The 13092-nt window shown below is 73.0% G+C and carries 12 protein-coding genes; 7 read left to right on the top strand and 5 right to left on the bottom strand.

The window, feature by feature from the left end:
- Positions 1 to 2: 2 nt before the first annotated feature.
- The gene (locus tag AB0J36_RS22720) at positions 3 to 3545 is read right to left on the bottom strand and encodes an adenylate/guanylate cyclase domain-containing protein (RefSeq protein WP_363661085.1); all 3543 of its coding nucleotides are present in this window, start codon (positions 3543 to 3545) and stop codon (positions 3 to 5) included.
- Positions 3546 to 3694: 149 nt separating this feature from the next.
- On the opposite strand from AB0J36_RS22720, the gene AB0J36_RS22715 reads away from it, so the two are divergent.
- Positions 3695 to 3892: a hypothetical protein gene (locus AB0J36_RS22715; protein WP_357126810.1), complete on the top strand. Its 198-nt coding sequence runs from the start codon at positions 3695 to 3697 to the stop codon at positions 3890 to 3892.
- A gap of 95 nt (positions 3893 to 3987) precedes the next feature.
- On the opposite strand, the gene AB0J36_RS22710 is transcribed toward AB0J36_RS22715, so the two are convergent.
- The gene (locus AB0J36_RS22710; protein ID WP_007463121.1) at positions 3988 to 4680 is read right to left on the bottom strand and encodes a Crp/Fnr family transcriptional regulator; all 693 of its coding nucleotides are present in this window, start codon (positions 4678 to 4680) and stop codon (positions 3988 to 3990) included.
- A 303-nt stretch (positions 4681 to 4983) separates the two neighbouring features.
- On the opposite strand from AB0J36_RS22710, the gene AB0J36_RS22705 reads away from it, so the two are divergent.
- From AB0J36_RS22705 to AB0J36_RS22685, 5 genes are all read left to right on the top strand, one after another.
- Positions 4984 to 5481, top strand: a complete 498-nt coding sequence (locus AB0J36_RS22705; protein ID WP_357127315.1) for a polyadenylate-specific 3'-exoribonuclease AS — start codon at positions 4984 to 4986, stop codon at positions 5479 to 5481.
- 77 nt (positions 5482 to 5558) lie between these two features.
- Entirely contained in the window at positions 5559 to 6062 is a 504-nt protein-coding gene (locus tag AB0J36_RS22700; protein ID WP_363661084.1) for a pyridoxamine 5'-phosphate oxidase family protein, read from the top strand.
- Positions 6063 to 6221: 159 nt separating this feature from the next.
- Complete coding sequence (locus tag AB0J36_RS22695) at positions 6222 to 7250, top strand: 6-phosphofructokinase (protein ID WP_355049614.1); 1029 nt, start codon at positions 6222 to 6224, stop codon at positions 7248 to 7250.
- 93 nt (positions 7251 to 7343) lie between these two features.
- Entirely contained in the window at positions 7344 to 8156 is an 813-nt protein-coding gene (proC, locus tag AB0J36_RS22690; RefSeq protein WP_357395387.1) for a pyrroline-5-carboxylate reductase, read from the top strand.
- A 50-nt stretch (positions 8157 to 8206) separates the two neighbouring features.
- The gene (locus tag AB0J36_RS22685) at positions 8207 to 8557 is read left to right on the top strand and encodes a DUF2203 domain-containing protein (RefSeq protein ID WP_355049422.1); all 351 of its coding nucleotides are present in this window, start codon (positions 8207 to 8209) and stop codon (positions 8555 to 8557) included.
- A 151-nt stretch (positions 8558 to 8708) separates the two neighbouring features.
- Here the strand turns inward: AB0J36_RS22685 and AB0J36_RS22680 are convergent, their stop codons facing one another.
- Positions 8709 to 9344, bottom strand: coding sequence for a class F sortase (locus AB0J36_RS22680; RefSeq protein ID WP_357126830.1), 636 nt, complete (start codon positions 9342 to 9344; stop codon positions 8709 to 8711).
- Positions 9341 to 10195 (bottom strand): DUF4397 domain-containing protein, encoded by an 855-nt coding sequence (locus tag AB0J36_RS22675; protein WP_357395379.1) that lies wholly within the window; start codon positions 10193 to 10195, stop codon positions 9341 to 9343. The genes AB0J36_RS22680 and AB0J36_RS22675 overlap by 4 nt, the downstream gene beginning before the upstream one ends.
- A gap of 332 nt (positions 10196 to 10527) precedes the next feature.
- Between AB0J36_RS22675 and AB0J36_RS22670 the strand changes: the two genes are divergently transcribed.
- The gene (locus AB0J36_RS22670; protein ID WP_357395376.1) at positions 10528 to 12129 is read left to right on the top strand and encodes a glycosyltransferase 87 family protein; all 1602 of its coding nucleotides are present in this window, start codon (positions 10528 to 10530) and stop codon (positions 12127 to 12129) included.
- Positions 12130 to 12154: 25 nt separating this feature from the next.
- Here the strand turns inward: AB0J36_RS22670 and AB0J36_RS22665 are convergent, their stop codons facing one another.
- Positions 12155 to 12829, bottom strand: a complete 675-nt coding sequence (locus AB0J36_RS22665; protein WP_357395371.1) for an NADPH-dependent F420 reductase — start codon at positions 12827 to 12829, stop codon at positions 12155 to 12157.
- Positions 12830 to 13092 lie beyond the last annotated feature (263 nt).

Below are 13092 nucleotides of genomic sequence, written 5' to 3'. Positions count from 1 at the left end.
TCTCAGCAGGCGACCGCCGGTCCGGTCGGGCTGATCGGCCGCCCGGTCAGCGCCAGCAGGCCCGGCGCGTCGTTGCGCAGGGCGAAGGTGCGCACCTCGGCGCGGGGCGCCCGCGCGCCGGCCGGGTCACCCGCCCGGGTCAGCTCCGCGGCCGCCAGCGCCAGCGCCAGCACCCGGTCGCTCGCGTCCGGGATCCGCCCGTACGTCTCGGCCGCGGCCAGGTGCAGCTCGGCCGCGCGCCGGTGGTCGCCGTCGGCCGCCGCCACCGCCGCTGTCACCGTCCGCAACGCCGCCTCCGACCACGGCGTCCGATGTCCGACCCGGTCCAGCATCGCCCGGACCTGCACCGCGGCGTCCCGGCCGGCCAGGGCGCCGGCGTACGCGGCCGCGGCGATCCACTCCCCGCTGGCCAGCGCCGGCACCGCCGACCAGGACCGTTCCAGTTCGTCGATCAGCTCCGCAGCCTCGGCGTGGCGCTCCTGCAACGCCCGACACAGCGCGGCCATGCCCAGCATCGTCCAGCGCAGCCGGTGGAAGCCGCTGCGCCGGGCGGTGGCCAGCGCGTGCCCCAGGTCGGCCGGGTCCTCGTCGTCGCGCAGCACGAGCAGGCAGCACCGCAGCCCCCGCACCTGCATGTCCCAGCTACCGGTCGGCGTGTCCACGAACGCCTCCGCCGCGGCCAGCAGCCGGCCGAAGTCACCCTCGAACCAGGCCCGCATCGCCTCGGCCGAATAGCTGGTGGTCAGCGTCTGCCCGCTGGCCGTGCGCGCCGGAGCGGCCGAGAGCAGGGCGTTCGAGCGCAGCCAGTCGCCCTCCTCGCGGATGGCCCAGGCCAGGTTCTGGGTGGCCCGGGGCAGCGCGAGCAGCTGACCGGCCCGGCTGAACTCGACGATGGCGTGCAACTCGTCCAGGCCGATCCGGTCGCCGGCCTGGTAGCGGGCGGTGGCCGCGGTGATCCGCGCGTTGGTCCGCGCCTCGGTCAGGCCCAGCCGCTCGGCGATCTCCGCCGCGGTGTCCGCCGCCGACACCGCCGGGTCGCGCTCGTAGTTGAGCATGTGCAGGCGGCCCAGCTCGGCGTACGCGTCGGCCTTCTGCGGGCTGTCCGGTAGCTGTTCGAACAGTTGGACCGCGCGATCCAGGCAGGCCAACGCCTCACCCCGGTCGGCGCGCAGCCAAGCCGCCTGGCCGAGCAGCGTCCACGCCCGCGCGGCGCACGCGTCGTCACCGTGCGCCGCCAGCCGGTCGGCCAGCGCGTGCACCTGCTCCGGCCCGCCGCCGGAGAGGAACGCGTTGCCGTCCCGGTAGAACGAGATCTCCGTGCTCAGCAGCTCCAGTTGCAGCCGGCCCACCGGGTCGCTGTCGTCGGCCAGGCCGAGCGCCCGGCCGGCGTGGCTCGCCGCCGCCTCCAGCCCGTGCAGGGCGTACGCCCGGCGGGCCGCCCGGTGCAGCGCCTGTCGCGCGGGCCCCGCGTACCGCTGCATCTGCATGCCGAGGGACCGCGCGATCTCGTGGGCCGCCCAGCGGTGGTGGGCGAGGACCTCGGCCAGGTCGGTGTCGCGGCTCTGCGACAGCGCGTCGAGCCAGTCCGCGGCCCGCTCGTGCCGTGCCACCCGCTCGGTTCGGGGCAGCCGCTGGTAGCAGACGTCGCGGACCAGCACGTGCCGGAACCGGAACTCGGCCTGCCCGGCCATCGTCGACGCGGCCTGCTCGTGCACGAAGTCGCGCTGTTCGAGGCGGCGCAACGCGCGCTCGACCGACTCGACCGGCTGCCCCAGCGCGGCGGCCACCGCGCCCGGCCAGAACTGCACCCCGACCACCGAGGCGGCGAGCAGCACCGCCCGGTCCTTGGCGTCCAGCAGGTCCACCCGGTTGGCGATGACCGAGTGCACGCTCTCCGGCATGGTCAGTTCGAGCTGCTTGTCCAGCGACCAGCCCCGCCCCGACTGGCGCAGCGCGCCCTGCTCGATCAGCATCCGGACGTACTCGTGCGCGTAGAGGGGGTTGCCGCCGGCCACCTCGATGAGCGGCGTCAGCATCTCGGCGGAGAACGCCGCCTGGCCGAAGAGGTGCGCGTACAGGGCGGCGATGCCGGTGTCGCGCAGCGGCGGCAGGGTGATGGTCACCGAACCCGTGATCGTCCCGGCCCAGCTCGGATCCCGGTCGACCAGCTCCGGACGGGCGGTGCACAGCAGCAGGAGGGGCACCTCACGAGCCGCCGCCCCGAGCAGTTCCACGAAGCGCAGCATCGCGTCGTCGGCCCAGTGCAGGTCCTCGAAGACCAACACGGTGGGGCGGCGGGCCGCCAACGCCAGCAGGAACCGCCGCCACGCCGACTCCGCCTCCTCCGCCGGCAGCGGCGTGCCGGGCAGTCCGACCAGCGGACGCAGCGCGTCGACGACCCGGTCGCGCTCACCCGGCCCGATCAGCTCCCCGACCGCGGTGCCCAGCCGCTGGGCCGCGCTGGCGGCCGGGTCGGTGTCCAGGATGCCGGCCTCGGACTTGACGATGTCGGCGAGCGCGGCGAACGTGACGTTCTCACCGAACGGCGGGCAGCGTCCCGTCCGCCACGTCAGCGGCTCGTCCACCAGCCGGCCGGTGTGCCGGTACAGCTCGCGCAGCAGCCGGCTCTTGCCGATTCCGGCCCGGCCGAAGATCGTCACCACCTGGGGCAGCCGGTCGCGCAGCGACCGGTGCAGGGCGTTGACCAGCATCCCCAGCTCGTGCTCGCGGTCCACCAGGGGCGTGGTGTCCGGCTCCCGGTCGGTGGGCTGACGGCGCAGCGGGGACAGGGCGAGCCACACCTCGGTGGGTGAGGAGCGCCCGCGCAGGGTGACCGGGGGCTGCTCCTCGTAGCGGATCGCGTCCTTGGTCAGGGCGTGCGTGGTGCCGCAGACCAGCACCCCGCCGGGCGGCGCGACCGACTGCATCCGCGAGGCGGTGTTCACCACGTCACCGGCCACGATGGCCTGCCCACCGTCGCGGGCGGCGGCCACGTCGACGAGGGCCTCACCGGTGGCCACCCCCACCCGGAAGCGCATCTCGGTGCTGCCCGTCGGCGCGAACCGAGTGAGCACCCGTTGCAGCTCCAGCCCCGCCCGTACGCAGCGCAGCGCGTCGGTCTCGGTGGCGATCGGCGCGCCGAAGAGCGCCATCACCGCGTCACCGATGTACTTCTCCACCACCCCGCCGTACTGGCCGACCACCCGGCGGGCCGCCGAGAAGAAGCCCGTCTGCATGCCGCGGACCTGCTCCGGGTCGGCGCGCTCGACGTACGGGGTGAAGTCGATGAGGTCGACGAAGAGCACGCTCACCCGCCGGCGGTCCTCCTGCGGGGTGACCGTGGCGGTCCGGTCCGTGCCCGGCCGGGGCGACCCGCACGAGGTGCAGAACGCGACGTCCGAGGCGAGCGGACGAAGGCAGTGCGGGCAGACAGCACCCAGCTCGGCGCCGCAGCCACCGCAGAAGCGGTCCCCGTCGGCGGCCGTGCGTCCACAGCGCCCACACTGCGCGGCGATGACACACCCTCCACTGGCGATACCGGCCACGCCCCCAGCGCCGCCGCCCGCAAGGAGTATCGCCCCCGGAAGGGCTTGTCGGGTACCGGCCTGTTGGTTTGTGGACAGTCCACCAACGGCCTGAGCGACTACATTCAGTCCGCCACATCTTCGATCAGCGACCAGAGGGGGACAGGTCAATGGTGTACGTAAAGCTGGAGAGTGACTGGACCGACGGCAAGGGCGTCAGTCACTCGGCGGGCGAGTCCGTGGACGTCGACGCCGCCACGCTCGCCACGCTGCAGGCCGAGGGGATCGTCAGCGAGCAGTCCACCGGCTCGGGCGGCGACAGCAAGGGCCCGAACAAGTGGGCCGGCCCGGGCAGCCCCGGAGTCTGAACCGCACTTCGGTGACACAGCGCAACGGCCGGGCCGCCCGTGGGCGGCCCGGCCGTTGCGGATGTATGAACCCCGCGTTCGGGGCGGTGGGCAGCTCAGCGGTCGTTCATGCCCGCCCGACGGCGCAGCGCGGCGACGTCCGTGACGACGATCCGGCGCCCCTCGGTCCGCAGCCAGCCGCGGCTGGCGAAGGAACCGATGGCCTGGTTGACGCTCTGCCGGGAACCGCCGGCCATCTCCGCCAACTGGCTCTGGTTCAACTCGATGGTGATCATCGGGGCCTGGCTCTCGCCGGCCAACCGGACCAGCGTCTTGGCGACCCGACCCGGCAGGTCGAGGAAGACGTGGTCGGCGTTCTGCTCGGTGAGCCGGCGGATCAACCCGCCCAGCGACCGCATCACCGCGTCCAGGATGCGTGGGTTGGAGTGCACCAGCTCCATGAACGCGCCCCGGGAGAGCGCGAGCGCCGCGCAGTCCTCGATGGCCTCGGCCGACGCGGAGCGGGTGGAGGCGTCCAGCAGGGAGACCTCGCCCAGCACGTCCGGCGGACGGATCACCGACAGCACCGCCCGCTCGCCGGTCGGCGCGGTGCGGAACACGGCGACCGCGCCCCGGCGCAGCACGATGAGCGACTCGCCCGGGTCGTTCTCGACGAACAGCAGCTGACCCTTGCGGTAGGTGCGCGGAACGGCGGCCGCGATGACCCGCTGCCGCACCTCGGGCTCCAGGCCAGCGAACATCTCGACACCCGTGAGCGCGTCACCCGGCTCCGGCAGGCGCATCTCCACGGCCCAACCCCTCCCCGGTCATGGACCACACAATCGCTCACCGGGTGAACCTGATGGCCCTGACGAGGTGAACTGACACCGGTTCGGCATCCGGTAGCGGTACACATCAGATCATGACGGTCCGGTCGCTTGCTGTACACCCCTCGAAGCACTTCCGTGACCGTCGCGAGCTGCGGCGTACCCCCTGGGGCTTCGCCGGAGCGGCGTCGGCGGCCGGGTCGCGGCCGGCCCACGGCGGGCCGGCCGGGCTCGGACCCGGCCCCGCCGCGCGCCGACGGACGGCGGTGGGTGAGGATGTCCGGAATGGTCTACCGCTACTTCTACGACTGCGAGTTCATCGAGGACGGCCGGATCGTCGACCTCGTCTCGATCGGTGTCGTCGACGAGAACGGCCGCGAGTTCTACGCGGTCTCCACCGAGTTCGACGACTCCCGAGCCGTGCCCTGGGTCCGACGTAACGTGCTGGACCGGCTGCCGTCGCCGGCCGACCGGGCCTGGCGCTCGCGGGAGCGCATCCGCGACGACCTGTACGACTTCCTCATGGAGCCCGTCCGGGACCGGCCGGCCGAGCAGTTGGAGCTGTGGGCCTGGTACGCGGCGTACGACCATGTGGTCCTCGCCCAGCTCTGGGGTGCGATGCCGGCGCTGCCCCGGGAGATTCCCCGGTTCACGAAGGATCTGCGGCAGCTCTGGGACGACCGGGGCCGGCCGGCGCTGCCGGACGCGGACGCGGCCCGGCACGACGCCCTGGTCGACGCCCGGCACAACCTGGCCCGCTGGCGGGCGATGACGGCGCGCTGAGCGATGGTCATACGTCTGTAGGTTTGACCGGTTCTGTCCCGGGCAACGGTTCGTCAGCCGAGCCGAGGGAGATTGCCATGAGCAACGATCCGACCAGCGTCGCCGACGCCCGGGCGCGGGTCACCGAACTGATCCGCGCCGCACGGATCTGCATGCTCACCACCATCGCACTGGACGGGCGGCAGGTGAGCCGGCCGATGGGGCTGCAGGAGGCCGAGTTCGACGGGGACCTCTGGTTCTTCGCCTACACCGACTCGGCCAAACTGCGTCAGATCCGGGTGAATCCGGAGGTCAACGTCGCCTTCTCCGACCAGAGGCACAACTCCTGGGTCTCGGTCTCGGGGACCGCCAGTGAGAGTTCCGACACCGAGCGCGCGAAGCGGCTCTGGAACCCGCTGCTCAAGACCTGGTTCCCGGACGGGCTGGACACTCCCGGCCTGACCCTGATCAAGGTGCACGCCAGCTCCGCCGAGTACTGGGACTCGCCGAGCAGCACCGTGGTCAACCTCCTCGGCTTCGCCAAGGCCGCCGTCACCGGCCGTCCGCCGTCACCCAGCGAGAACCGTGAGGTGACCTACTGAGCCGCCGCCCCCCGGGGCGCGCTGTCGTCGCGCGCGCAGGCCGACTACAGTGCGCAGTGACGGCCCGCCCCGGGCCGGCAACGGCGCCGATGGTCTGACCTGACACATACCCTGGGGCATATCGGGCTTTACCTGATGCTCCAGGAGGATGAGCGGATCATGCGTATCGGCGTGCTCACCGGCGGCGGCGACTGCCCGGGTCTCAACGCGGTCATCCGGGCGGTGGTCCGCAAGGGCGTCGCCACTTACGGTCACGAGTTCGTGGGCTTCCGGGACGGCTGGAAGGGCCCGCTGGAGGGTCTGTCCCGCCCGCTCGGCATCGCCGACGTGCGCGGCATCCTGCCCCGGGGCGGCACCATCCTCGGCTCGTCCCGGACCAACCCGTTCAAGATCGAGAACGGCGTCGAGCGGATCAAGGACAACCTCGCCGAGCAGGGCGTGGACGCGCTGATCGCGATCGGCGGCGAGGACACCCTCGGCGTGGCCACCAAGCTGCACGAGCTGGGCGTGAACGTCATCGGCGTGCCGAAGACGATCGACAACGACCTCGGTGCCACCGACTACACCTTCGGCTTCGACACCGCCGTCAACATCGCGATGGAGGCCATCGACCGCCTGCACACCACCGCGGAGAGCCACCACCGCACCCTGGTCGTCGAGGTCATGGGCCGGCACGCCGGCTGGATCGCCCTGCACGCCGGCCTGGCCGGTGGCGCCAACGTGATCCTGCTGCCCGAGCGGCAGTTCGACGTCGAGCAGGTCGCCGGCTACGTCGAGAAGCGCTTCCAGCACCAGTACGCCCCGATCGTCGTGGTCGCCGAGGGCGCCCAGCCGCTCGACGGCCAGATGGTGCTGCACAACCAGGAGCTGGACGCGTTCGGCCACGTCCGCCTCGGCGGCATCGGCCAGTGGCTCGCCGAGCAGCTGGAGGCCAAGACCGGCAAGGAGGCCCGCACCGTGGTGCTGGGTCACATCCAGCGCGGTGGCACCCCGACCGCCTTCGACCGGGTCCTCGCCACCCGCCTCGGCCTGCAGGCCATCGACGCCGCCAACGACGGCGACTGGGGCAAGATGGTCGCGATGCAGAGCACCGACATCGTCCGGGTGCCCCTCGCCGAGGCCACCCGCGAGCTGAAGACCGTGCCGCTGGAGCGGTACCAGGAGGCCGAGGTCTTCTTCGGCAGCTGAGGTGTAAGGAAGGGCCCCCTCTTAACGCGTGGCGTATAGCAGGGGGCCCTTGCTAACAGTCGACCCGTAGCAGTCGACCGACGAGGAGGCGTGGTGAGCGGGCACACGGTTGCGGTGATCGGCGCGGGCAAGATCGGCGAGCTGATGCTCTCCGGGCTGCTGCGCTCCGGATGGCCGGTGGAGCGGCTGCTCGCCACGGCGCGCCGACCGGACCGCGCGCAGGAGCTGTCCGACCGCTACGGCGTCCGGGTGGTGGACAACCTCACCGCGGTGGAAGAGGCCGGCGTGCTCGCCGTCTCGGTCAAGCCCCAGGACGCCGCAGCGCTGCTGGACGAGATCGGTCCGAAGGTGCCCGCCGACAAGCTGGTCATCTCGCTCTGCGCCGGGCTGCCCACCAGCTTCTTCAACCGTCGGCTGCCCGACGGCACCCCCGTGGTCCGGGTCATGACCAACACGCCGGCGCTGGTCGACCAGGCGATGACGGCCATCTCCGCCGGCGCGTACGCCACCGGGGCGCATCTGAGCCTCGCCGAGGAGATGTTCAAGCCCCTCGGTCAGACCATCCGGGTGCCCGAGTCGCAGCAGGACGCGGTCACCGCGCTCTCCGGCTCCGGACCGGCCTACTTCTACCTGCTGGTGGAAGCCATGATCGACGCCGGGATCCTGCTCGGTCTGCCGCGCCAGGTGGCGCACGAGCTGATCGTGCAGACCGCCATCGGGTCCGCCGTGATGCTGCGCGACTCCGGCGAGCACCCGGTCAAGCTGCGTGAGGCGGTCACCTCGCCCGCCGGCACCACCATCTCGGCGATCCGTGAGCTGGAGAAGCACGGCGTCCGCGCGGCGCTGCTCGCCGCGCTGGAGGCGGCCCGGGACCGCGCCCGCGAGCTGGCCGCCCAGGCCGACTGACCACGCCGAGCGGGGTCACTGCGGCGCGGTAGGTGGCGCATACTGGCGGCGTGTTCACTCTCGCCCAGGCCCGGCACCTGGTGGCCACCCTGCAGCCGCGTGTCGACGAGCTGATCCGTGTCCGCGCCGACCTGGCCGAGTTGCGCGTCGACCTGGCCGACCACGGGGTCAGCGCGCTCGGTGGGCTGGCCGAGGTCAAGGGGCTGGAGGCCCGGCTGCACGCCGTCGTCGACGAGCTGCACCAGCACGAGATTCAGGTCAAGGGCATCGCGCCGGTGCTGCTCGACTTCCCGGGCGAGCGCGAGGGCCGCGCCGTGCTCTGGTGCTGGCTGGAGGGCGACTCCGACGTGCGGTGGTACCACCGCGCCGAGTGCGGCTTCGCCGGCCGTCGCCCGCTCTGACCGTCCCGCGCCGCCGCGCCGCTGGGGTGTTGATCCACTCGGGTTCATGGAAACCGTGGTGTTAGCTTGCGCCGGATGCCGCGATTTCCATGAACCCGAGTCGATCAAACCCTCCGCCCGCCGCAAACGTCGTCCGCTTTGACCGGGCTGGTCACCCGTCGAGGACCGCGAACACCACCACGTTGTCCCGGTAGTGTCCGCGCCGCCGGTCGAAGTCGCCCCCGCAGGTGACGAGGCGCAGCTCCGGCCCGGGTGTCGGGCCGTAGACCGTGGCCGTCGGGAACCGGTCCTTGCGGGTGCGCAGCGACCCGGTCACCCGGAACGACAGCCACTGCCCGTCGCGCCACACCTGAACGCGGTCGCCGGAGCGCAGCTCGTCGAGCCGGGCGAAGACCGCCGGGCCGCGCCGCGAGTCCAGGTGCCCGGCGAGCACGGCCGGACCGGTGTCGCCGGGGGCGGGGCCGCCCCCGTACCAGCCGGCCGTGTCGAAGTCGGCCGGCGGGACGAGCGCGCCGGCGCGGTCCAGGCCCAGCACCGTGAGCGCCGAGTCGACGCCGATGCGCGGCACCCGTACCCGGGTGGGTGGACCCTGTGGTCGCGGCGACGCGGCCACCGACGGGCAGCCGTCGGCGCAGCCGGGGTGCCAGGTCGCGACCGGCGGCGGCCCGGTCGTCGCGAGCCCGACGCCGCTGCCGGCGGCCAGGCAGACCGCCGCGCCGGCCGCGACCAGCGCGGCCAGCGGCGCCCGACGGTCGCGGTGCCGTCGGATGGCGGGCCCGATGCTCACCAGGTGGTGCGCCGCCGCCGACGCCACAGCAGCAGGCCCGCCGCCACGGCCGCCGCGGCCACCGCGCCGGCCATCAGGGGGTACGCCCCGAGCCCACGCCCGGCCGTGCCACCCGCGCCGGTCTCCACCCCACCCGCCGGTACGACGGTGCCGCCCTCGGCGTCCTGACGCAGTTCGGCGCTGAGCCCACCCTGCTTGTCGTCGAGGACCAGCAGCGAGTAGACCGCGCCGCCGGTGAGCCGTACCTCGGTGTCGGTGCTCGGACCGCCCGCGCCGGTCAGCCGCAGCTTCCAGGTGCCCGGCTCGACCTGTTGGTAGTCGGTGGTGGTGGCGAACTGCACGCCGTCGGCGATCCTCGGGCCGTCGGGGTCGGCCACGTCGAGGACGGGCGTGCGCACCGACGCCTGCACGACGCGCACCTTGGCCCGGCCCTGCGTGGGAGCGCTCAGGTCGTCGGTGAGCACCCGCAGCCCCAGGTCGGCGTGCCGCCCGACACCGGCCACCGTGTACGCGCCGCCACTTCGCACCGCGACCTCGGTGGTGAGCACCGGCGGCTCGCTGGCGGGCGTGCCGGCCTCGCGCATCGCCACCGCGTACCGGCCCGGAGGCAACTGGAGATAGTCGGAGACCACGCCGTAGCCGACGCCGGGAAAGACCCTCGGCTTCGCGGCGTCGGGGGCGGCGAGGTAGACGTCCACCGCCGGTGTGTCGGGGGAGAGGTGGGCGAGTCGGACGTACCCGACGCTGGCCGCGCCGGCCGACGCCGGGATCGCGGCAGCGAGGGAGGTGCCGAGCAGGAGCGCGCCGGCACCGGCCAGCAGCCGGCGGGACGCGGTACGAAGCGTGTGCATGTCGCCTCCGAGGCACGGTCGGTGAGCGGGCGGCAACCCACCGACAGAGTCCCGTGCGTGAGACTCTCGCGCAAGTTGTACACGCGATGTTTCTTCCCGCCGCGCCGTCGGATGCTGCCCGTGCCGGATGCTGCTTGTGCTGCGGGCCGTGCTGCGGGTCGCAAGATCGTGCTCGATCCAGGATGTAGTGGCCTCGGCGTCGGGAGGATGCCACTGGATCCATGATCGAGCGCGATCTTGCCGCTCGGAGAGGGATGCTCCTGACTCGTGGAGCGAGACTGCCAGCGGTCGAAGGGGCCTTGGCTTGTCTCGCGTTCGCCTATTCTCGGGCGGTGCGGGATCGACGCGTGGCGCTGGTCTGGGCGGTCTTCGTCGTCGTCGCGATGGTGTCCTGTGTGCTCGTGTCGACCCGCGATGACCGACTCTCCGATCTGCACATCTACTACGGCGCACTGTCCGATCTGCACGCCGGCCGGCCGCTGTACGAGTACCGCGCCGCCAACGGCGGGCCGTTCACCTACCCGCCGTTCGCCGCTCTCGTGCTGGGGCCGATCACTCTCGTGGGTGAGGGCGTACTCCAGGGGATCTGGCTGGTCGCGACGTGCGCGGCGGTCGTCGCCGTCGCCGCGATGGTCGGTGTCGCGCTGAGCGCCGATCGGTCCCGCCGCCCGTTGGTCGTCGCGGTGGCCGCCACGGTCCTGATGCTCTCGGCGCCGGTGCAGAGCAACCTGCGGTTCGGGCAGGTCAGTATCTTCGTCGTGCTGCTGGCGCTGCTGGACGGCATGGGCGTCGTTCCGCCACGGCTGCGGGGAGTGCTCGTCGGGGTGGCGGCGGCGATCAAGCTGACCCCGCTGCTGTTCGTCGTCTACTTCCTCGCCACCGGGCGCTACCGCGACGCCGGGCGTGCCGCGGCGACCTTCGTGGCCTGCGCCGGGCTGGCGGCGCTCGTGCTGCCCGGCGAGAGTTGGATCTACTGGACCGAGGCCGTCCGGCAGACCTCACGGATCGGCAACCTGGCCTCGCTGGGCAACCAGTCGGTGCACGGGATGCTGTTGCGCGTCGGGGTCGACGAGGCGACCCTGCCCGTGCTGTGGGCCGCTCTGGTCGCGGTGATCTGCGGGGTGGCGCTCCTTCGCGCCCGCCAGTTGGCGGCGCGGGCCCGTCCCGGCCACGCCGCCGTGCTCGTGGGCTGCGCCACGGTGGCCGCGTCCCCGGTGTCCTGGACCCACCACCAGGTGTGGCCGGTGCTCGCCGCGATGCTGCTGGTCGGCGCGTCCGGCGTCACCCAGCGGGTGGCCGGCGCGGCGCTGCTCGCCGCCATGGTCGTCTCGCTGGGGGCGGTCCTCGGACCGGTGTCGGCGCGTCCGGGCGTGCAGTTCCTGTTCGAGAACGCCCGTACCGTCGGCACGTGCCTGCTGTGCCTGGCCGGCTTCGGCGGTGTCGCGGTCGCCGCCGCCCGGGGCAGCCGTCGCCCCGCCGCTCGCCGGGCCTGGCTGCGGGTGGGCGTCACGTCCGCCGTGGCTCTCGCCTTCTTCGCCGTACAACCGCTGCCCGCCGGGGCGGACCCGACGTTCAAGGCGTACGCCCTCGACGACGTGGCCAACCCGCGGTACTTCTTCGTCTGCCGGGGTCCGGCCGAGTGCGCGGCCTACGCCACCGACGCGCCGGTCACGTTCGGCACCCGGGCGGAGAAGACCAAGGTACGGGTCAACGGTGTGGTCTCCCCTCGGGTGGCCCGACTGGAGTACTACTCCGCCCCGGGCGGCGCACCCCGCAGCATCCCCCTGCTGGCGCCCTACCCCGGTACCCGGATGTTCTCGTTCCGGTCGGCCAGCATGGCGCAGGGTCGGTTGGTGGCGTACGACGTCGACGGTCAGCCGGTCGCCAGTTACGACGACGAACTGGCCGTCGCCCTCCGGAGGGCCACCCGGTAGGCGGTCACCGGAGGGCGACGGGTGCTCAGCGGGTGGCGGCGGCCAGGGCCGCGCGCAGCTTCTCGGCGTCGCCCGGCGCCGGGTGCTCCCAGTCGGTCGGGGTGGCGGAGTAGAGCGTGCCGTACGCCGGGGTGTCCGGCTGGTAGCGCCAGCCCTCCGCGAGCGGGCCGACGTCGACCGCGTCGTACCCGATCCGGTCGAGGAAGGCCGTGACCTCGGCCTTCGCGGCAGCGTCGTCGCCGGCGATGGCGAGAGCGCTGCGGTCGGCGGCCCCGGATGGCCGGGCGAGCGCGGCCAGGCCCGTGAAGTAGATGTTGTTGAAGACCTTGACCACCCGCGACTCCGGCAGGTGCCGCTGGAGGAGTTCGCTGCTGGTGGTCTCGCCCGAGTCCAGCTCCGGGAAGTTCCCGTCCCGCTGCGGGTAGTAGTTGTTGGTGTCGATGACGACCTTGCCGGCCAGCGGCTGGACGGGCACCGCCCGGTACGCCTTGAGCGGCACCGTGACCACCACCAGGTCACCGACCTGCGCCGCGTCCTGCGACGTGCCGGCGCTGGCCCGCTCGCCCAGCTCGTCGACCAGATCGGTGAGCGTCTCCGGCCCCCGCGAGTTGCTCAGCACCACGTCGTAGCCGGCGGCCACGGCCAGCCGGGCCACGGTGCCGCCGATGTTGCCACTGCCGATCAGTCCCACAGTTGTCATGTTTCTTCCCAACTCCGTCCACCCACGACGCATTCCGGCCGATGCGCGAAGTTGTCCCGGTTACCGCACAACCTACTGCGGACGGACGTCGCCCGACCGGCCCCCACCCACGTACCACCCTCCGGTGGCCGCGCTGCCCCGGTGGCCGCGCTGCCCCGGTGGCCGCGCTGCCCCGGTGGCCGCGCTGCCCCGGTGGCCGCGCTGCCCCGGTGATCAAGAGGTTCGCGTCACCGATCGGCCGATTCCTGACGCGAACCTCTTGA

Source organism: Micromonospora sp. NPDC049662 (genome assembly GCF_040675055.1).
Classification (GTDB): Bacteria; Actinomycetota; Actinomycetes; order Mycobacteriales; family Micromonosporaceae; genus Micromonospora.
The sequence above is the reverse complement of the archived record's forward strand: the minus strand, read 5'-3'. Positions and strand labels throughout refer to the sequence as shown.

Coding starts and splice junctions, on each gene's coding strand:
- AB0J36_RS22715 (WP_357126810.1), top strand. CDS start 3,695: ATGGTGTACGTAAAGCTGGAGAGTGACTGGACCGACGGCAAGGGCGTC.
- AB0J36_RS22705 (WP_357127315.1), top strand. CDS start 4,984: ATGGTCTACCGCTACTTCTACGACTGCGAGTTCATCGAGGACGGCCGG.
- AB0J36_RS22700 (WP_363661084.1), top strand. CDS start 5,559: ATGAGCAACGATCCGACCAGCGTCGCCGACGCCCGGGCGCGGGTCACC.
- AB0J36_RS22695 (WP_355049614.1), top strand. CDS start 6,222: ATGCGTATCGGCGTGCTCACCGGCGGCGGCGACTGCCCGGGTCTCAAC.
- AB0J36_RS22675 (WP_357395379.1), bottom strand. CDS start 10,195: ATGCACACGCTTCGTACCGCGTCCCGCCGGCTGCTGGCCGGTGCCGGC.
- AB0J36_RS22665 (WP_357395371.1), bottom strand. CDS start 12,829: ATGACAACTGTGGGACTGATCGGCAGTGGCAACATCGGCGGCACCGTG.